The organism is Klebsiella sp. CD33 (assembly GCF_051992865.1).
Classification (GTDB): domain Bacteria; phylum Pseudomonadota; class Gammaproteobacteria; order Enterobacterales; family Enterobacteriaceae; genus Klebsiella; species Klebsiella pneumoniae.
The window spans coordinates 2,030,078-2,049,759 of the sequence record NZ_CP197023.1 but is presented as its reverse complement, the minus strand read 5'-3'; the positions used below and the strand labels follow the sequence as shown (position 1 = coordinate 2,049,759).

Sequence of the window (19,682 nt, the reverse complement as noted above, 5' to 3'; positions counted from 1 at the left end):
CCGCCTCCTTACGCCGCTTTCGGCTGTTTTTCATACAGGAAATGGAGGATCTGCTGGCGCAGATGGTGATACCGGCTGTCGTCCGCCAGCTGAACGCGGTGGCGCGGACGCGGCAGATCGACCGCGAGGATCTCGCCGACCGTCGCCGCCGGACCGTTGGTCATCATCAGCACCCGATCCGAGAGCAGCACCGCTTCATCAACGTCGTGGGTGATCATGACGATGGTGGTATTGAGCTCCTGCTGGATATGCATCACCGTGTCCTGGAGGTGGGCGCGGGTCAGCGCATCCAGGGCGCCGAAGGGCTCATCAAGCAGCAACACTTTCGGCTTCATCGCCAGCGCCCGGGCGATACCCACCCGCTGCTTCATGCCGCCGGAGATCTCCCCGGGACGTTTGTGCAGCGCATGACCCATCTGTACGCGCGCCAGGTTGTGTTCGATCCACTCCCGGCGCTCACTCTTGCTCATGGTGCGACGGAACACCTGATCCACCGCCAGCGCCACATTGTCGAAACAGCTCAGCCACGGCAGCAGCGAGTGGTTCTGGAAAACCACCGCCCGCTCCGGCCCGGGACCGGCGATTTCCCGGTTATCACACAGTAGTCCGCCCTCGGTAGGGGTGGTGATCCCGGCGATCAGGTTTAGCAGGGTCGATTTTCCGCAACCCGAGTGGCCGATCAGGCTAATGGTCTCCCCTTCGACGATATCGAAGGAGACATTCTGCAGCGCCAGGAACTCGCCGCTGGCGGTGTTGAAGCGTTGGCTGACGGCCTGCACCTGAATTAATGGTTTCATGTTGGCTCCTTATTTTTCCTGCCAGCTAAAGCGGCGAGCGAGCAGCATCAGGCCCTGCTCCAGCAGCAGGCCGACGACGCCGATAATGACGATGGCGATGATGATGTTTTCCACATTGAGGTTGTTCCACTCGTTCCAGATCCAGAAGCCGATCCCCAGCCCGCCGGTAAGCATTTCCGCCGCCACGATCACCAGCCAGGCGATGCCGATGGAGAGGCGCACGCCGGTAAGCACCGCCGGCAGCACCGCCGGAAAGAGGATTTTGCGCATCACCGTCCACTCCGAGAGCTGGAGGACGCGGGCGACGTTGAGATAGTCCTGCGGGATCCGCCGCACACCCTCCGCGGTGTTGATCACCATCGGCCAGATGGAGCAGATAAAAATGGTCCAGCTGGAAGCCGGCTCCGCCTTCTGGAACAGCAGCAGGCCAATTGGCAGCCAGGCCAGCGGGCTGACCGGGCGCAGCAGAGCAATTAGCGGATTAAACATGCGGGCGAAGAACAGCGAACGGCCGATCAAAAACCCCAGCGGAATGCCCGCCAGCGCCGCCAGGCCGAAGCCCACCGCCACGCGCTGCAGGGAGGCCAGCACGTTCCAGCCGATGCCCATGTCATTGGGCCCGTCCTGATAGAATGGATCGGCAAACAGGGTCAGCGCCGAGTCCAGCGTGCTCAGCGGCGTGGGAAAGCCTTTGCTATGCATCGCCGCCAGCTGCCAGGCCAGCAGCAGCACTCCCAGCCCCAACAGCGGGGGCAGCAGGCGCTGGGTGAGCTCACGCAGCCAGCGCGTGACGGCCGGCGTGGTGCGCCGGACCTGCACCGGCGGCAGGATAATCACTTCGCCAGGCGCGTTGTCCACGCTGACGACCGGTTGCTTACGTTGTGCCTGCTTCATCTCATGCCCCCTTACGTTGAATAGAGAAATGGCGGGCGTAGCCTTCCGGGTCGGACCCGTTCCAGACCGTCCCGTCCATTAGTGTGCTGCTGCGCATCCTGGCTGCCGGCGCGCTGATCCCTCCTACCGCCTGGGCGGCAGCCTGCCAGACATCGATGCGGTTAATGCGCGCCGCCACCGCGAGGTAATCCGGAGTCTGCTTCAGCAACCCCCAGCGGCGGAACTGGGTGAGGAACCACATCCCGTCCGACAGCCACGGGAAACTCACCTCGCCCCCGGCCCAGAAGCGCATCGGATGGGCATCCTGCCAGCGGCGGCCAAGGCCGTTGTCATACTCTCCAAGCATCCGGCCGGTGAGGTATTGCTCCTTGGTATTGAGCCAGCCGCGTCTGGCGAGCAGGCGGGCCGTCTCCCGGGTGTTCTCCGGCGAGGCGGCGATCCAGCGCTGCGCCTCCATCAGGGCCGCCACCAGCGCGCGGGCGGTGTTCGGGTTGCGTTCCACCCAGTCGCGACGGGTGCCCAGCACCTTTTCCGGATGCTCGGGCCAGATATCCTGGGAAGTGGCCGCGGTGAAGCCGATACGGTCGTTAATAGCGCGGGCGTTCCACGGCTCGCCGACGCAAAAGCCGCTCATATTGCCGATGCGCATGTTCATCACCATCTGCGGCGGCGGCACCACGACGGTGCGCACATCGTTGAAGGGATCGATGCCGGCGCTCGCCAGCCAGTAGTAAAGCCACATGGCATGGGTGCCGGTAGGAAAGGTATGGGCGAAGGTGTAACTGCCCGGCGCGCTGCGGTCGATCAGCCGCTTCAGCCCGCCGAGGTCGGTCACCCCTTTCTCCTGCAGCTCGCTGGAGAGGGTAATCGCCTGGCCATTGCGGTTGAGGGTCATCAAATTGGCCATCGCCTGCGGCTTGCTGGCGATCCCCAGTTCGAGGCCGTACAGCAGGCCATAGAGAATATGCGCCGCGTCGAGCTCGCCGGCCACCAGCTTGTCGCGCACCGCCGCCCAGCTGGCTTCCTTACTCGCCACCAGGGTGATGCCATATTTTTGGTCAAACCCCTTCGCCGCGGCGATGGCCAGCGGCGCGCAATCGGTCAGCGGAATAAATCCGACCCGCACGCGGGTTTGCTCCGGTTTGTCCGAGCCGCCGGCCCAGGCGGCCTGCATCACGCCCGGCAGCAGCATCGCGCCGCCCAGCGCGGCCCCTGCCTGCAGCAAGCGCCGCCGGGAAATTGAAAATTTGTCGCCCATATCCGCTCCACCATGCGCAAAAAAAAAGCGCCCGACAGTGCATACGCACTGCAGGACGCCTTTATCCACGGACACCCGAACCGCCATTGGTTCGTTGCCCGGACTTTTATTCACTTACTAAGTAATGCAAACGGGATGCCAGCTTTGCCAATAGCGCGCTGGCGGGCTTTTTCCCAACGCTGGCCGGTTTTTCACCTAAAAGTGCACCGCCGGCAGGCAAAGAATGCCCATCGATTGTGCATCTACTCCTTTGGTGTTAGCGGCCAAATCGCCTTCACCATCAGCAGCGCGCGGGCTATCTCAACCATGCGCTGGTTTTTGTCCATGGCCATCTTGCGCAGCGTCTGCCAGGCCTGCTCCTCCTGCATTCCCTGGTGCGTCATCAGCAGACTTTTCGCTTTTTCGATCAGCTTGCGCTCTTCGAGCGCGTCTTTCAGCGAGGCCAGCTGGCTGGAGAGCTGCTGCAACTCATAGGCCTGCTGGCGCACCAGCGGCAGTAGCTGTTTATCGAGCCGTGGCGTCACGCAATCGTCTTCCTCTCCGGCCTGCCAGCCAGGCGCGTCGTCTGCTAACAGCGCGTCGGTGGCATCCAGCAGATCGTCGATCAGTTGCTCTTCCACTTCGCGCAATTGCTCAAGCCGTTGGGTTTGCAGGCCAAACCAGCGCAGCGCCGTTTCCCCGCCGTCGGCAGCCGGCTGGCGGGTACAGGCGATCCGCCGCAGCTGTTCAATATCCAGACCGGCGTGGCACTGGGTTCTGAACAACTGGACGGTCGCCGGGCTGCCCAGCGCCTGAAAGCTGTCGAAGCAGGGCTGCTGACCGTCAATACGGTCCACCAGCTGCTGGCGCAGGCTGTCGCTGAACTCGCCGCGGGTAAAGCCCAATGCTCCCAGCGCGCGCTCCTGGCCCACCAGCTCTTTTCCCTGCATAAAGCTGTACAGGGCGACCATCCGACCAGCCACCGGCGGATCGTCAATGCTGTCATTGAGCTGCGGGGCGATGTTCAGCAGATGGCGGATGACGCGGCTGAACTGCTCCGTCGCGGCTTCAGCGGCAATTTGCCGGCGGCCGATCTGCGCGCGTAGCGCCGGGAGCTGCGCCAGCTCGTCAACCGCTCTGGCGATACGCCAGCACAGCGCGCTGCCGGCTACCGCGCGCGCCCGTTCGAGGCTGGCATAAAACAGGGCTAGCCGCTCGTCAACCAGCGCCCCTCCCGCCCGACACTCCGCTGTATACAGCAAGCCGCCCGAGCAAAGATAGATATTCGACGCCCCGCGCTCACACTGCAGCATATGCACCAGCGCGCTGAGCTGGCTGGCCAGTTCCCCCAGTTGGCTAAGCTGCTGAAGCTGTTGCTTTTGCAGGCGACGCGCCAGCTGCAGCCAGGCCGTCGCATCGTGCGCATGACCAGTCGTATTATTCATACCCCTCCTCCGGGTTAACGCTTTATACTGCCTAAAGCAATAACCGTGCCTTTAAGAAGGAGTTTGTATGCAACGTATTGTGATCATCGCCAACGGCGCCGCCTACGGCAGCGAATCCCTGTTCAACAGCCTGCGCCTGGCCATTGCCCTGCGCGAGCAGCAGTCCGACCTCGATCTCAAGCTGTTTCTGATGTCCGACGCCGTCACCGCCGGGCTGCGGGGGCAGAAGCCGGCAGAAGGGTATAATGTGCAGCAGATGCTGGAGATCCTCACCGCCCAGCAGGTTCCCGTGAAGCTGTGTAAAACCTGCGCGGACGGCCGCGGGGTCAGCGCACTGCCGCTGGTTGACGGCGTGGAGGTTGGCACTCTCGTTGAGCTGGCCCAGTGGACCCTGGCGGCAGATAAAGTGCTGACCTTCTGAATCTGGGGCGCCAAACGGCAGGAAATATCAGGTTTCGCCGCCTGCAGAGGTAAAAAAAACGTTAGCTGAATGCTTTCAGGAACAACGTCATTTTTGTTTAATCTTTATCCCTTTTTTTGATCAAAATCAGCATCCCGACCCGCGCCGTTTGGTGTGATGCACAGAGCAAAGTGTGAACAATATCACGCGAGGACTGGGTGGGCAGGATGCTGTAGCGGGACAGAAACGGGGTATAAAATGGCGATGGTTAAAGCAAGTTTGACGTTATTTGGTGGTGACACGCTGGTGGTGCGGTGCTCAGAGCGCTGCCATATTCATCTGATGAGCGCGAAGGTCCCGGGCGACAGTCATGCGGATATTCTGAGCGTGCAGGATCGGGACAGCGCCTATCTGACGGTGCCCTACAGCGGCACCTGGAACGTGCTTATCGACAGTCACAGCCAGTCGCTGGAGCACTCCATCAGCTACGTGCCGGCCTGACCGTCACTGCCAGAACACACGCCCGGTCATGCCGGGCGAGGGATTCATGACAAACCTCATGCAATCATTGTACTTGCAGATTGCACCAGAAAAATAACAAGGAAAATCAATTTATTGATTTTCGGCTGATAACCACCAGTAAGGAAAAACCACGCTTTTTCCTTACTGGTCAGCAATCGGACGCCCGGTCATGCCGGGCGTTTTCTTTTGCGCGCGCTCAGGCCAGGCCCGGCGTCGGACTCTCGCCCAACAGCGCACGGACGCTGGCCACCAGGTCATCGAGACTGGCATCGTGCATGCCCAGCTTGCGCAGCGCCTGCTCAAGCGAAAACAGATACTGGGCGTTGGTGCCGAGCGGCCCGCTGGCCCGGGCGATCAGCGGGGCGATAACCTGGGCACTGGTATCCGGTTCAAACAGTGGATGGCGCGGATCCATAATAAACACCAGGGCATTCACCGTCCGTCCGTCGTCCAGCTCCAGCTTGCACCAGGTGGGCAGATAGCAGCCGGTGATCATCTCCCGCTTCCACAGCAGGGTCAGCTCCTCCTCCAGCGTGTCGTCAGGCAGACGATAGGCGACGCCGGTGGTTCGGCCGCCCTCTTTGAGAGCCAGCATGCGTCCCGGCTGGCAGGCACTACCGCGCCCGGCGGTCAACCGCAGGCAAAACGCGCGGTGCCAGCCCGGCAGCGTGCCGGTGCAGGACTCGCGATAATTGAGCGCCGGGTTCCAGATAAGCGAACCGTAGCCAAAGATCCATACTGAGCCATCATCCGGGCGGCAGGCCAGCGTCGCCGCCAGCGAGGCTGCACGTTGTTCTGCCGACCAGAGTAGCGATTCCTCAATAGCGCCAAACGCTGTCTTACAATCCGCATTCATTAAGAAATCACGAGTTAACACTGTTTACTACCTCCGCCACTGCCCGCTTCCCTGCGTTCGTCTCATGCATCCGTCAATATTGCTGAAATATTATCCAGCTTTATCTTTCAATAAGCAATCAGCGGGGCGCTGGCAAGCGAAAATGCGGCGTCAGCGATTATTTTTTCTTATGCCACTTATCATCATCGCCTTTCTCATAGCTGTTCTTCACCGCCGCCCAGGCGACTTTGTGCGCCGTCTCTTCGCGGCTGGCATCATCGCGCCGCTCGTCTTTATCTTTATATTGATCCCAGGCGCTGTTAAACGCTTCTTTATAAATTTCCTGCGCATGGGCAGGCAGTACATGCTGAACGCTGTCGGGGAGTTCTTGTTTACTGCGATAGGGCATACTGACCTCCTGTTTGAGCATTAAGTTTAAGTCTGGTACGCAGTCGGCTGGCTATCAAGGTCAAAATGAGTAGAAAAATTATTTTAGTAATTATCTGAATAATAAGAACTAAATATAAGTAAACATAAATTATAATAAACTAATCAAGATATCCCTCGATACCCGTAAATTTAAGTAAAAAAACAGCGGTAATTTAGCAAGATCTGTTACTTTACCGCCCTACGTTTTTATAATTATAACACCTGCATAAATGGAGATGGTTCATGACCCATGCACATGAGGCGGTAAAAACCCGCCATAAGGAGTCTTCCCTCGTCTTTCCGGTGCTGGCGCTGGCGGTGCTGTTTTTCTGGGGCAGCAGCCAGTCACTGCCAGTGGTTATCGCGATCAATATCCTCGCGCTGGTCGGCATTTTGAGCAGCGCCTTCAGCGTGGTCCGCCACGCCGACGTCCTCGCCCACCGCCTGGGCGAACCCTATGGCTCCCTGATTTTAAGCCTGTCGGTGGTTATCCTTGAGGTCAGTTTGATCTCTGCCTTAATGGCCACCGGCGACGCCGCGCCGACCTTGATGCGGGATACCCTCTACTCCATTATTATGATCGTCACCGGCGGTCTGGTCGGTTTCTCTCTGCTGCTGGGCGGGCGTAAATTCGCCACCCAATATATGAATCTGTTCGGCATTAAGCAGTATCTTATCGCCCTGTTTCCGCTAGCGATTATCGTGCTGGTCTTTCCGATGGCGCTGCCGGGCGCGAACTTCAGCACCGGGCAATCGCTGCTGGTGGCGGTAATTTCGGCGGCCATGTACGGCGTTTTCCTGCTTATTCAGACCAAAACCCATCAGAGCCTGTTTGTTTATGAGCATGAAGACGACAGCGACGATGACGACCCGCACCACGGTAAACCGTCCGCCCACAGCAGCGGGTGGCATACCGCCTGGCTGCTGGTGCACCTGGTGGCAGTGATCGCGGTTACCAAAATGAACGCTAACCCGCTGGAAACGCTGTTGACCAGCATGAATGCCCCGGTGGCATTTACAGGCTTCCTGGTGGCTCTGCTGATCCTGTCGCCGGAAGGCCTTGGCGCCCTGAAAGCGGTGCTCAACAATCAGGTTCAGCGGGCGATGAATCTGTTTTTCGGCTCCGTGCTGGCCACCATCTCGCTGACGGTCCCGGTGGTCACCCTCATCGCCTTCCTGACCGGCAATGAGCTGCGCTTTGGCCTTGGCGCCCCGGAGATGGTGGTGATGGTCGCCTCGCTGGTGCTGTGCCATATCTCCTTCTCCACCGGACGCACCAATGTGCTGAACGGCGCGGCCCACATGGCGCTGTTCGCCGCCTATCTGATGACCATTTTCGCCTGACCCCGTTTTCCCACCCGGCGGAGTCCGGGCGAAAAAAAGCCTGCCGGTTTTGACGCCGGCAGGCTTTTTTACTGATGCAGTCAGGCTTACTTGCTGGTATCCAGCTCGTCGAAGCTTTTCACCAGATCGTCAATCGCTTTCATCTGTTTGAGGAACGGCTCCAGTTTATCCAGCGGCAGCGCGGACGGGCCGTCGCATTTCGCGTGGTCCGGATCCGGATGCGCTTCAATAAACAGACCGGCGATACCTACCGCCATACCGGCGCGGGCCAGCTCGCTCACCTGCGCACGACGACCGCCGGAGGCTGCGCCAAACGGGTCGCGGCACTGCAGCGCGTGGGTGACGTCGAAAATGACCGGCGAGTTGTTGGAGGCTTTCTTCATCACGCCGAAGCCGAGCATATCCACGACCAGGTTGTCGTAACCGAAGTTAGCGCCGCGGTCGCAGAGGATTACTTTGTCGTTACCCCCTTCGATAAACTTATCGACGATGTTGCCCATCTGACCCGGGCTGACGAACTGCGGCTTCTTGACGTTGATCACCGCCCCGGTCTTCGCCATCGCTTCCACCAGGTCAGTCTGGCGCGCGAGGAAAGCCGGAAGCTGGATCACGTCCACCACGTCAGCTACCGGCTGCGCCTGGCTGGCTTCATGAACGTCGGTGATGATTTTCACGCCAAAGGTCTGCTTCAGCTCCTGGAAAATCTTCATCCCTTCTTCCAGACCCGGCCCACGATAGGAGTGGATGGAGGAACGGTTGGCTTTATCAAAGGAGGCTTTGAAGACGTAGGGAATACCAAGCTTCTGCGTAACGGTGACATAATGTTCGCAGATACGCATCGCCAGGTCGCGCGACTCCAGCACGTTCATCCCGCCGAACAGCACGAACGGCAGGTCGTTCGCTACGTTGATATCACCAATGCTAACCACTTTTTGTTTCATAAGTTCGCCTTATCAGGGTGTAACCGGAATGGTTCCAGACTAATGCAATGTAATTTGTTTATGCGAAATCGTGTTGATCTGCGCGCGGATCATCTCGCTGATCGGATCCTCCGGGCACTGCTCAACGAAATAGCTCAGATCCAACAGCGCCACGTGATCGCAGTCCAGCTGGGCGTATATCAGCCCGCGGTCGCGGATCTCATACGGATCTTCCGGATTAAACTGCAGCAGCGCTTCGCTGGCGCGCAGGGCCAGCTCCATCTGCCGCTCTTCCATCAGCGCCGACTTCAGGGTGTCCAGCAGCTTGCGGATCACCTCGGCGTTATCCGCTTCGTCGAGATCTTCATTAAACAGTTCCGCCACCGGCCCGATGTTGCCCTTCAGCCATACCTCCAGGGTATGCTCGTCGAGGGTCTCGCCGTTAAACGGATTAATCAGCCACATCTCTTCGCTGGTTTCCGGGTCCGCACGCAGCAGCATCTGGGTCGGGAAGATCACCGGCACCACCGGCAGCGCCAGGCGCTGGGCGATCCACAGCAGGATCGCGCCTAACGACACCGCGCTTCCCTGGCGGTTAACCAGCACTTTATCCAGCCATAGCGCGTCGGAAAGACGATACACGCCCTGCGAGGCGCCAAAGCCCCACTCGTCGTAAAACAGCTCCAGCAATCGTTCTATCTGACGCTCCTGGTCCCACGACGGCGCAATCTCCTCCTGCGCGAGGCGCAGCAATCGCTGCAGCTCTTCCTCGACAAAACGCGACGGAAAATCGTCGCGGACCTGTTCAGAAATGAGGACCATGCCATCACACAATGGCGCTTTGTTAAATTCGAAATCCGCTAATGACCCCATGACCTACCCCAGTATCGGTATTCTTGTGATGGCGAGTTGAATGATGATAAACAACACCACCAGCGCCAGCAGGAACGCGATAAAGCGGCTCTGCTGGCTGCGCGGACGACGACGGCCCAACGCGATAAAACCTAATGCGATGTAAATGATAACGCCAAACAGCTTTTCAGTCAGCCATGCGCCGTCTTCTGTGAACGGCAGGTAGTGCGTTATCGCCATTAACCCCGCGCCGCTGAGAAACAGCAGCGTATCGCTGCAGTGCGGCGCAATTCGCACCCACCGCTGGTTCAGCAGCGGGCTCTGGTGATACATCCACCAGTAACGTAAAACGAACAATCCTACCGACACCGCCACTGTGGCAATGTGCAGGTAGAGGACAGCCGTGAATAAGTTCATCAGCCAACATTCTCCATGTCGGGTAAACGTCCGAGGGTCAGACGCTCATTGTCGCCATAGTCGCGACAGGTCGCGACGTCCAGATAGCCCGCTTCGCGGAACAGCGCGCGAACCGCCTCGCCCTGAGTCCAGCCATGCTCCAGCAGCATCCAACCGCCGGGCTGCAGATACTGCCGTCCCTCGCGGATGATATGCGCCAGATCGGCCAGCCCCTGGTCGCCTGCGACCAGCGCCGTCAACGGCTCAAAGCGCACATCGCCTTCGGCGAGATGCGGGTCGGCGGCGTCGATATAGGGGGGATTGCTGACGATCGTGGCGAAGCGCTGCCCGGCCAGCGCGCTAAACCAGTCGCTTTGACTTATCGTCACGTTAGCGATGCCCAGATGTTCGGCATTGCGCAACGCCAGCGCCACGGCGTCCGGCATCACGTCCACTGCGGTGACCTCACAGTCCGGACGTTCGCTGGCCAGCGCCAGGGCAATGGCGCCGGTCCCGGTGCCGAGGTCGAGAATACGGCACGGCGCGGTTGGCAGACGCGCCAGCGCCTGCTCTACCAGACATTCGGTATCCGGGCGGGGGATCAGCGTCGCCGGGGAGACGAACAGCGGCAGCGACCAAAACTCGCGCTGCCCGACCAGATGAGCAATAGGTTCCCCGCGCTGGCGTCGCACCAGGAGCGCCTCCAGCCTCGCCGCCTCGTCAGCAGAGAGCGTCGTTTCACCGAAGGCCAAAATCCAGGTTCGCGCCCGGCCGGTAACGTGTCCCAGCAAGATCTCGGCGTCGCGTCGCGGGCTGTCGCTCTCCGCCAGGCGGGCGATCGCCTGCTGCAGCCAGGCCTGAAAGGTCATCATTCCTGCTCGGACAGCGCCGCCAGCTGATCGGCCTGATGTTCCTGGACAATCGGCTCAATCAGCATGTCGAGTTTGCCCTCCATCGCCTCATCCAGACGGTAGAGCGTCAGGTTGATGCGATGGTCGGTCACGCGGCCCTGCGGGAAGTTATAGGTGCGATTGCGGTCGCTGCGGTCGCCGCTGCCCAGCAGGTTGCGGCGCGTGGAGGCTTCCGCCTGCTGACGTTTGGCCACTTCGGCGGCGCGGATGCGCGCCCCCAGCACCGACAGCGCCTTGGCTTTGTTTTTATGCTGAGAACGCTCGTCCTGGCACTCCACCACGATGCCGGTAGGCAGGTGGGTAATGCGGATAGCCGAGTCGGTGGTGTTAACGTGCTGACCGCCTGCCCCGGAGGAACGGAAGGTATCGATGCGCAGATCTGCCGGGTTAATGTCCGGCATTTCGGCTTCCGGCAGCTCCGGCATCACCGCCACCGTACAGGCGGAGGTGTGGATCCGCCCCTGCGATTCGGTGGCCGGCACACGCTGCACGCGATGGCCGCCGGATTCAAATTTCAGCCGACCGTAAACGCCGTCGCCGCTGATCTTGGCGATCACCTCTTTAAAGCCGCCGTGCTCACCTTCGTTGGCGCTGAGGATCTCTACCTGCCAGCGGCGCGATTCTGCGTAACGGGTGTACATGCGGAATAGATCGCCGGCAAACAGCGCTGCTTCGTCGCCGCCGGTCCCGGCGCGCACTTCCACGAAGGCGTTACGCTCGTCATCAGGATCTTTCGGCAGGAGGAGAACCTGCAGCTGTTGCTCCAGCTGGTCGCCTTTTTCTTTGGCGTCACGCAGCTCTTCCTGCGCCATTTCGCGCATTTCCGGATCGTCGAGCATCATCTGCGCGGTTTCAATATCCTCCTGCACCTGACGCCAGTCGGTATAGCAGCGCGCCACATCGCTCAGTTGAGCATACTCCCGCGACAGCGCGCGGAATTTATCCTGATCGGCAATCGTCGCGGCATCGCCGAGCAGCGCCTGCACTTCTTCATGGCGCTCGTACAACGCTTCCAGTTTGGCAACAATAGAAGACTTCATAGGCGTGAATTCACCCTGTCCTGAAAATAAGAGAAAGGTGCGCTATTCCAGCCCGAGGCTGTTGCGCAGAATATGCAGACGTTCGTCGTCCCCGTCACGGGCGGCCTGCTGAAGAGATTTGGTTGGCGCGTGGATCAGGCGGTTAGTGAGCTTGCGCGCCAGATCCTGCATAATTTCCTGGGCATCACCGCCCTGCTCCAGCGCGGCCAGCGCTTTCGCCGTCAGCTCCTCACGGACCTGCTCAGACTGAGAACGGTATTCGCGAATGGTCTCGCTGGCGCTCTGCGCGCGCAGCCAGGCCATAAATTCGCTGGTTTCCTGCTCGACGATCGATTCCGCCTGCACCGCGGCAGCCTTACGCTGCGCCAGGTTATGCTGAATGATGTTTTGCAAATCGTCGACGCTGTAGAGGTAGGCGTTAGCCAGTTTGCCGACCTCTGGTTCAACGTCGCGCGGGACGGCGATATCCACCAGCAGCATCGGCTGGTTACGCCGCGCCTTAAGCGCACGCTCCACCATGCCTTTGCCGATGATCGGCAGCGGGCTGGCGGTGGAGCTGATAATGATGTCGGCCTCTTTCAGCCGTTCGTCGATATCGCTGAGGGCTATCACCTCGGCGCCCACTTCCTCCGCCAGCGCCTGGGCGCGTTCACGGGTGCGGTTGGCGATCACCATTTTGCGCACGTGATGTTCGCGAAGATGGCGCGCTACCAGCTCAATGGTTTCCCCGGCGCCGACCAGTAACACGGTGACGCTGGAGAGCGATTCAAAGATTTGCCGCGCCAGGGTACAGGCGGCGAAAGCCACAGAGACCGCGCTGGCGCCGATATCGGTTTCGGTACGCACGCGCTTAGCCACTGAAAAGGATTTCTGGAACATCCGCTCCAGCTCGCTGACGTTAAGATGGCCGCGGCTGGAGTCGGCGAAGGCTTTTTTCACCTGGCCGAGGATCTGCGGCTCGCCCAGCACCAGCGAATCGAGGCCGCTGGCGACGCGCATCAGATGGCTGACGGCGTCATTATCCTGATGCCAGTAAAGGCTTTTTCGCAGGTCTTCTTCGTTGAGGCCGTGGTAGTTGCACAGCCAACGGATCAGCGCTTCCTGCAGGTTATCCTGCTCTTCGACGCTGAGATAGAGTTCCGTGCGGTTGCAGGTCGACAGCACCACCCCACCCTGCACCATCGGCTGAGCCAGCAAGCTCTCCAGCGCCTTATCGAGCGTTTCCGGCGAAAACGTGACGCGTTCTCGCAGGGCGACCGGAGCTGTTTTGTGATTGATGCCAAGAGCTAAAAGGGTCATTGTGAGGGAGTAGTACCAGCGTTGCTAAGGTTAGTCTGAGTGCATCATACAGGATGCGCGTAATCAATAAAAGAGAGGCTCCCCTTTTGGAGTAATAGTTAAAGCAAGACCGCCATTAAGGTTAATTTTTTGATTTCAGACAACTTGAACGTAGACGCTATCGCCCGGCGACGCTAGCATTAAGGGTTATAAATGTAACCTGCTACACAAATCGGCCCGCTGTTCCCTGCCGCCGTTTTTCCCTGTAGACATCAAGGATTTGTCATCATTATGAATCGACTGTTCCGCCTGCTGCCGCTGGCCAGCCTCGTCCTCACCGCCTGTTCTCTTCATACGCCGCAAGGGCCTGGCAAAAGCCCGGATTCGCCGCAGTGGCGTCAGCACCAGCAGGCTGTCCGCAGCCTCAATCAGTTCCAGACCCGCGGGGCGTTTGCCTATCTTTCCGATGAGCAAAAAGTCTATGCCCGCTTCTTCTGGCAGCAAACCGGCCAGGACCGCTATCGCCTGCTGCTGACCAACCCGCTGGGCAGCACCGAGCTGTCGCTGACCGCGCAGCCGGGCAGCGTGCAGCTGATCGATAACAAAGGCCAGACCTATACCGCCACTGATGCCGAAGAGATGATTGGCCGTCTGACCGGGATGCCGATCCCGTTGAACAGCCTGCGCCAGTGGATCATCGGCCTGCCGGGCGACGCCACCGACTATTCGCTGGACGATCGGTACCGTCTGCGTGAACTGAACTATACGCAAAACGGCAAAACCTGGCACGTGACCTACGGCGGCTACACCAGCGATACCCAGCCAGCCCTACCGTCCAATGTCGAGCTGAACAATGGCGCTCAGCGCATCAAGCTGAAGATGGATAACTGGATCGTGAAATGATGACCCGCTGGCCCTCTCCTGCAAAACTGAATCTGTTTTTATATATCACCGGCCAGCGGGCCGATGGTTACCATACCCTGCAAACGCTGTTTCAGTTTCTCGATTACGGCGATACGTTGACCATCGAACCGCGTACTGACGGCCAACTGCGCCTGCTGACGCCGGTGGCCGGCGTGCCAGACGAGGAGAATCTGATCGTTCGCGCCGCGCGTCTGCTGATGCATGCCGCCAGCGAAAGCGATCGCCTGCCGGCGGGCAGCGGCGCCGATATCAGTATCGATAAGCGCCTGCCGATGGGCGGCGGCCTGGGCGGTGGCTCCTCCAATGCCGCCACCGTGCTGGTGGCGCTCAACCATCTGTGGGGCTGCGGTCTCTCGGAAGATGAGCTGGCGACTCTTGGCCTTCAGCTGGGGGCCGATGTGCCGGTTTTCGTGCGCGGCCATGCCGCCTTCGCCGAGGGGGTGGGTGAAATACTGACGCCGGTAGAACCCGAGGAAAAATGGTACCTGGTGGCCCACCCGGGGGTCAGTATTCCGACGCCGATCATTTTTCGCGATCCGGAGCTACCACGAAATACCCCGCGCCGGTCAATTAATACGTTATTAAATTGTGAATTCAGCAACGATTGCGAGCTTATCGCAAGAAAACGTTTTCGCGAGGTTGATGCCGCGCTTTCCTGGCTGTTAGAATATGCGCCGTCACGCCTGACCGGCACAGGGGCCTGTGTGTTTGCTGAATTTAACACCGAATCCGCTGCCCGTCAGGTGCTGGACACTGCCCCGGCATGGCTAAATGGCTTTGTGGCGCGCGGAGTTAACCTTTCGCCGCTCAAGCAGGCCCTGCTCTGAATCCTGCGCCGTGATGGCACATTGATAATGAGTCAGCCGGGGAAATTGAGTTACGGTGACAACGTCACCCTGTTCCAGACGTTGCATCGTGCTCTTTAAATACACCGACTGGATCGAATGGCGCCATCCCGCACATTATTGGCCCATTCATCCACCACTGGACGCATGCCTGAGGTTCTTCTCGTGCCTGATATGAAGCTTTTTGCTGGTAACGCCACCCCGGAACTAGCACAACGTATTGCCAACCGCCTGTACACTTCTCTTGGCGACGCCGCTGTAGGTCGTTTTAGCGACGGCGAAGTCAGCGTACAAATCAATGAAAACGTACGCGGTGGTGATATTTTCATCATCCAGTCCACTTGTGCTCCCACCAATGACAACCTGATGGAACTGGTTGTTATGGTTGATGCTCTGCGTCGTGCTTCGGCAGGTCGTATCACCGCCGTTATCCCTTACTTCGGTTATGCTCGTCAGGACCGTCGTGTTCGTTCTGCTCGTGTGCCAATCACCGCGAAAGTGGTGGCGGATTTTCTGTCCAGCGTCGGCGTTGACCGCGTGCTGACCGTTGACCTGCACGCAGAACAGATCCAGGGCTTCTTCGATGTGCCAGTCGATAACGTGTTCGGCAGCCCAATCCTGCTGGAAGATATGCTGCAGCTGAACCTGGACAACCCGATTGTGGTTTCTCCGGACATCGGCGGCGTCGTGCGTGCCCGCGCTATCGCTAAACTGCTGAATGATACCGATATGGCTATCATCGACAAGCGCCGTCCGCGCGCCAACGTCTCCCAGGTGATGCACATCATCGGCGACGTTGCCGGTCGTGACTGCGTGATGGTCGACGATATGATCGACACCGGCGGCACCCTGTGTAAAGCGGCAGAAGCGCTGAAAGAGCGTGGCGCGAAACGCGTATTCGCTTACGCGACGCACCCAATCTTCTCCGGCAACGCTATCCAGAACATCAAAAACTCTGTCATTGATGAATTTGTCGTCTGCGATACCATTCCGCTGGCACCAGAAATTAAAGCGCTGGATAAAGTGCGTACTCTGACGCTCTCCGGTATGCTGGCTGAAGCTATTCGCCGTATCAGCAATGAAGAATCTATCTCTGCTATGTTCGAACATTAATCGAGCCCAGCACAAAAACCCGCTGCGGCGGGTTTTTTTGTCTCCGCACCTTATTTGTATGATCAATGCCTCCTTCACCTGCCATTTAGTTGACAGATGATGCGCTCATGGATGAAACATTATTGTGAACAGATTATTTTCCTCACATGTGATGCCTTTCCGCGCCCTCATCGACGCTTGTTGGAAAGAAAAGTACACCACCGCCCGCTTCACGCGTGACCTGATCGCCGGGATCACCGTCGGGATCATTGCGATTCCGCTGGCGATGGCGCTGGCGATTGGCAGCGGCGTGCCGCCGCAGTACGGCCTCTATACCTCAGCGGTGGCAGGGATTGTGATCGCCTTGACCGGCGGGTCACGCTTTAGCGTTTCCGGTCCGACCGCCGCCTTTGTGGTGATCCTCTATCCGGTTTCCCAGCAGTTTGGTCTGGCGGGACTGCTGGTGGCGACGCTGATGTCGGGGATCTTTTTAATCCTCTTCGGCCTGGCGCGCTTTGGCCGCCTGATCGAATACATCCCGCTGTCAGTCACCCTCGGCTTCACCTCGGGGATCGGTATCACCATCGGCACCATGCAGATTAAAGATTTCCTCGGCCTGCAGATGCCCCATGTGCCGGAGCATTATCTGCAGAAAGTGGCGGCGCTGGCGATGGCCCTACCGACCATTAACGTTGGCGATGCCGCCATCGGCGTCGTTACTCTTGGCATTCTGATCCTCTGGCCGCGGCTGGGTATCCGCCTGCCGGGCCACCTCCCGGCGCTGCTGGGCGGCTGCGCGGTCATGCTGGTGGTCAACTTGCTCGGCGGCGATGTCGCGACGATCGGCTCGCAGTTCCATTATCAGCTGGCGGACGGCACTCAGGGCAATGGCATTCCGCAGCTGCTGCCGCAGCTGGTATTGCCCTGGGATATGCCGGGCTCAAACTTTACCCTGAGCTGGGCCTCGCTGCAGGCTCTGCTGCCTGCCGCCTTCTCAATGGCGATGCTCGGCGCCATTGAATCTCTGCTGTGCGCGGTGGTGCTTGATGGCATGACCGGCACCAAGCACAAAGCCAATAGCGAGCTGATTGGCCAGGGGCTGGGCAACATTGTCGCGCCGTTCTTCGGCGGGATCACTGCCACCGCGGCGATTGCCCGCTCGGCGGCGAACGTCCGCGCCGGCGCCACATCGCCGGTTGCCGCCGTGATCCACGCCCTGCTGGTGATCCTGGCGCTGCTGATCCTCGCCCCACTGCTATCCTGGCTGCCACTGTCGGCGATGGCCGCCCTGCTGCTGATGGTGGCATGGAATATGAGCGAGGCGCATAAAGTCATCAATCTGCTGCGCCACGCGCCGAAGGACGACATCGTGGTGATGCTGATGTGCATGTCGCTGACGGTGCTGTTTGACATGGTGATCGCTATCAGCGTCGGGATCGTGCTGGCTTCGCTGTTGTTTATGCGCCGTATCGCACGCATGACTCATCTGGCGCCGGTCAACGTCGAGGTGCCAGACGATGTGCTGGTGCTGCGGGTAATTGGGCCGCTGTTCTTTGCCGCCGCCGAAGGCTTGTTCAACGATCTGGAGACCCGGATCGCCGGCAAGCGCATCGTGGTGCTGAAATGGGACGCGGTGCCGGTTCTCGACGCCGGTGGCCTGGATGCCTTCCAGCGCTTTGTGAACAAGCTGCCGGAAGGCTGTGAATTGCGCGTATCTAACCTCGAGTTTCAGCCGCTACGCACGCTAGCGCGCGCCGGCGTCAAGCCGCTGCCCGGACGCCTGAGCTTCTACCCCGATCGTCAGGCCGCGCTGGCTGACCTGTGATCACCCGGCGGCAGGTCCTTGCGCCTGCCGCATCAAGGATCCGGTCGCCTGCTGCAGCCAGCTCAGCACCGCCGGCGTCATCCAGGTGCCCTTCATCAAATGCGGCTCCTGCTCCATTGCCCGACGAAACTTCTGCAACGTCTGCGGCCGGGTACCGGCGTAGGACTGAAACAGTTCAAGCCACGCCCGGGCCAGCGCCTGACCCGACGCCGAGTCCGGCGCTACGCCCTCCCGGCACGCCTGATGCAGCTTCGCCACCAGCGCAGGCCACTCCTGTAGCCGGTCAAAATAGTGCTGGCGGGTGAACGCCATCTCTTCTTCGTCAAGGTACCGCGCCCAGATGGCCAGTTTGCTTTCGGCAAAGGCCTCGGTGATATAGGCGATGATTGCCGGAGTGACGCCGGTCTGTTCAACCATTTGCGGCTCGGCGGCATGCATCTCGTTCAGGCGGGTCAGAAACTCCGGACGCCCGGCCGTATCCTGCTCCAGGCGCTCCATCCAGCGCGTCGCCAGACGCATCGCCTGCGGACTGTCCGTCGGGCAGCCGCTCGCCATCAGCGTCTGCACCTCCTCCGTTAGCTCGCGCCACGCCTGCGCCCGCTGTTCATCCTGTGCCGCAAACGGCAGCGCGGCTAACTCCTGTTGACTAAACCAACGATCGTACATTTTCATTAACTCCAGCGTCTGTAGCCAGGACTCCAGATCGGGTTCATTGCCGCTCGCCAGCGCCTCGCGCAGCACCAATAGTCGGTCGCGCAGCCTGCCAACATCGCGCAGCTGGGCGTTGAGCGTATCTATCTGCTGCGTCAGCAGCTCGGGCAGCGACAGCGTTTGCCGATCGAGATAGTCCTTGATTGTGGCGAGCGTTAGCCCGGCCTGCGCCAGCGCCTTTATCATATGCAGGCGCTGAACCGCGGACAGGTTATAGAGCCGATAGCCCGCCTCGCTTCTGGCCGAAGGCGTTAACAGCCCCGTCTGTTCATAATGATGCAGCGTACGTACCGTCAGTCCGGCACGCTTCGCCAGCTCTCCCACCTGAATTAACATGACTGCTCCTCTCTGTGGCCAGGTCCGCTACTCTGCAGCCTGACGTAACGTCAGGGTCAAGCAAAAACCGCGCTTGCTATTCATTTTTGCTGGCAACCATAGCAGCACGAAGGCCAGGACGGAATGGGGGCGTAATATGGCGGGAAAAAGAGGAAGAGATAAAGTGAGACACAGAAAAGCGCATCGGCCTTTAGCGGCCGATGCGGGAAATCATGCTACGGTTAGCTGTGACGATGCTGGTTACGACGGCAGCGTTTATCGTAGTGGCGCACCCACCAGTAGCGGTCGCTGACCTGCTCGTGGCCGCCAATACGGGCACCGGCCAGCCAGAGCACTGCGCCAACGAAGATGCTTAGGATTGCGCCATGCGCAAAGAATTGTGGCAGGTTAAGCTGCGGAAGCTGGTTCAGAATGGAGTAACCTACCCCCACAACCATCACCACCAACCCTAACCCCATGAGTACGTTACCGAGTAACGAAGCGTTTTTGCGTTTCATGTGTCACCTCCGGACTTTGGGTTGCCAGGGAATGTCCCCAAATCTTATAGGTGTAGTATAGACAAGGTCTCTTCTGCGGAGTGCGTCCACGATCACATTAGTGAACAGCGAATAGACAAAAATTTACAAATAAGTCTATGAACCATATCAAA

The 19,682-nt window shown here is 59.5% G+C and carries 21 protein-coding genes; 7 read left to right on the top strand and 14 right to left on the bottom strand.

Annotated features, from left to right (window positions below):
* Window positions 1-8 precede the first annotated feature (8 nt).
* The 4 genes from ACR809_RS10170 to nasR form a co-directional block, all read right to left on the bottom strand.
* Window positions 9-797, bottom strand: a complete 789-nt coding sequence (locus ACR809_RS10170; protein ID WP_004145418.1) for an ABC transporter ATP-binding protein — start codon at window positions 795-797, stop codon at window positions 9-11.
* A gap of 9 nt (window positions 798-806) precedes the next feature.
* On the bottom strand, window positions 807-1,691 hold the full coding sequence (ntrB, locus tag ACR809_RS10165; protein WP_004148772.1) for a nitrate ABC transporter permease: 885 nt from the start codon (window positions 1,689-1,691) through the stop codon (window positions 807-809).
* A 1-nt stretch (window position 1,692) separates the two neighbouring features.
* Window positions 1,693-2,949, bottom strand: a complete 1,257-nt coding sequence (locus tag ACR809_RS10160; protein ID WP_085838198.1) for a CmpA/NrtA family ABC transporter substrate-binding protein — start codon at window positions 2,947-2,949, stop codon at window positions 1,693-1,695.
* Window positions 2,950-3,191: 242 nt separating this feature from the next.
* Window positions 3,192-4,373, bottom strand: a complete 1,182-nt coding sequence (nasR, locus tag ACR809_RS10155; RefSeq protein WP_004189431.1) for a nitrate regulatory protein NasR — start codon at window positions 4,371-4,373, stop codon at window positions 3,192-3,194.
* 67 nt (window positions 4,374-4,440) lie between these two features.
* Between nasR and ACR809_RS10150 the strand changes: the two genes are divergently transcribed.
* Window positions 4,441-4,794 (top strand): DsrE/DsrF/TusD sulfur relay family protein, encoded by a 354-nt coding sequence (locus ACR809_RS10150; protein WP_002910380.1) that lies wholly within the window; start codon window positions 4,441-4,443, stop codon window positions 4,792-4,794.
* 237 nt (window positions 4,795-5,031) lie between these two features.
* Entirely contained in the window at window positions 5,032-5,274 is a 243-nt protein-coding gene (locus ACR809_RS10145) for a DUF1883 domain-containing protein (protein ID WP_002910387.1), read from the top strand.
* A gap of 217 nt (window positions 5,275-5,491) precedes the next feature.
* On the opposite strand, the gene ACR809_RS10140 is transcribed toward ACR809_RS10145, so the two are convergent.
* Both ACR809_RS10140 and chaB read right to left on the bottom strand, forming a co-directional pair.
* Window positions 5,492-6,172: a gamma-glutamylcyclotransferase gene (locus tag ACR809_RS10140; RefSeq protein WP_004152258.1), complete on the bottom strand. Its 681-nt coding sequence runs from the start codon at window positions 6,170-6,172 to the stop codon at window positions 5,492-5,494.
* Between the two features lie 136 nt (window positions 6,173-6,308).
* Entirely contained in the window at window positions 6,309-6,539 is a 231-nt protein-coding gene (gene chaB, locus ACR809_RS10135) for a putative cation transport regulator ChaB (protein WP_002910389.1), read from the bottom strand.
* A 263-nt stretch (window positions 6,540-6,802) separates the two neighbouring features.
* Between chaB and chaA the strand changes: the two genes are divergently transcribed.
* A complete protein-coding gene (gene chaA / locus ACR809_RS10130; RefSeq protein ID WP_002910392.1) occupies window positions 6,803-7,903 on the top strand; it encodes a sodium-potassium/proton antiporter ChaA in 1,101 nt (366 codons plus the stop codon).
* 86 nt (window positions 7,904-7,989) lie between these two features.
* Here chaA and kdsA read toward each other — a convergent pair whose 3' ends face one another.
* The 6 genes from kdsA to hemA are packed head-to-tail and all read right to left on the bottom strand — an operon-like array spanning window position 7,990 to window position 13,321.
* On the bottom strand, window positions 7,990-8,844 hold the full coding sequence (kdsA, locus tag ACR809_RS10125) for a 3-deoxy-8-phosphooctulonate synthase (protein ID WP_002910393.1): 855 nt from the start codon (window positions 8,842-8,844) through the stop codon (window positions 7,990-7,992).
* 39 nt (window positions 8,845-8,883) lie between these two features.
* On the bottom strand, window positions 8,884-9,696 hold the full coding sequence (sirB1, locus tag ACR809_RS10120; RefSeq protein WP_002910395.1) for an invasion regulator SirB1: 813 nt from the start codon (window positions 9,694-9,696) through the stop codon (window positions 8,884-8,886).
* Window positions 9,697-9,699: 3 nt separating this feature from the next.
* Window positions 9,700-10,092: an invasion regulator SirB2 gene (sirB2, locus tag ACR809_RS10115; RefSeq protein WP_004145428.1), complete on the bottom strand. Its 393-nt coding sequence runs from the start codon at window positions 10,090-10,092 to the stop codon at window positions 9,700-9,702.
* Window positions 10,092-10,940: a peptide chain release factor N(5)-glutamine methyltransferase gene (gene prmC / locus ACR809_RS10110; protein ID WP_004180387.1), complete on the bottom strand. Its 849-nt coding sequence runs from the start codon at window positions 10,938-10,940 to the stop codon at window positions 10,092-10,094. Before prmC ends, sirB2 begins: the two co-directional genes overlap by 1 nt.
* The gene (prfA, locus tag ACR809_RS10105; protein ID WP_002910403.1) at window positions 10,940-12,022 is read right to left on the bottom strand and encodes a peptide chain release factor 1; all 1,083 of its coding nucleotides are present in this window, start codon (window positions 12,020-12,022) and stop codon (window positions 10,940-10,942) included. The genes prmC and prfA overlap by 1 nt, the downstream gene beginning before the upstream one ends.
* Window positions 12,023-12,064: 42 nt before the next feature.
* Window positions 12,065-13,321, bottom strand: coding sequence for a glutamyl-tRNA reductase (gene hemA / locus ACR809_RS10100; RefSeq protein ID WP_002910404.1), 1,257 nt, complete (start codon window positions 13,319-13,321; stop codon window positions 12,065-12,067).
* A 270-nt stretch (window positions 13,322-13,591) separates the two neighbouring features.
* Between hemA and lolB the strand changes: the two genes are divergently transcribed.
* From lolB to dauA, 4 genes are all read left to right on the top strand, one after another.
* On the top strand, window positions 13,592-14,203 hold the full coding sequence (gene lolB, locus ACR809_RS10095; protein WP_002910405.1) for a lipoprotein insertase outer membrane protein LolB: 612 nt from the start codon (window positions 13,592-13,594) through the stop codon (window positions 14,201-14,203).
* On the top strand, window positions 14,203-15,051 hold the full coding sequence (gene ispE, locus ACR809_RS10090; RefSeq protein ID WP_004898981.1) for a 4-(cytidine 5'-diphospho)-2-C-methyl-D-erythritol kinase: 849 nt from the start codon (window positions 14,203-14,205) through the stop codon (window positions 15,049-15,051). The genes lolB and ispE overlap by 1 nt, the downstream gene beginning before the upstream one ends.
* 183 nt (window positions 15,052-15,234) lie before the next feature.
* Window positions 15,235-16,182, top strand: coding sequence for a ribose-phosphate diphosphokinase (gene prs, locus ACR809_RS10085; RefSeq protein WP_002910407.1), 948 nt, complete (start codon window positions 15,235-15,237; stop codon window positions 16,180-16,182).
* Between the two features lie 124 nt (window positions 16,183-16,306).
* Window positions 16,307-17,986 (top strand): C4-dicarboxylic acid transporter DauA, encoded by a 1,680-nt coding sequence (gene dauA, locus ACR809_RS10080; protein ID WP_004200291.1) that lies wholly within the window; start codon window positions 16,307-16,309, stop codon window positions 17,984-17,986.
* Here dauA and ACR809_RS10075 read toward each other — a convergent pair whose 3' ends face one another.
* A complete protein-coding gene (locus tag ACR809_RS10075; protein WP_002910436.1) occupies window positions 17,987-19,033 on the bottom strand; it encodes a MerR family transcriptional regulator in 1,047 nt (348 codons plus the stop codon).
* Window positions 19,034-19,254: 221 nt separating this feature from the next.
* Window positions 19,255-19,530, bottom strand: coding sequence for a stress-induced protein YchH (gene ychH, locus ACR809_RS10070; RefSeq protein WP_002910437.1), 276 nt, complete (start codon window positions 19,528-19,530; stop codon window positions 19,255-19,257).
* Between the last annotated feature and the right edge of the window lie 152 nt (window positions 19,531-19,682).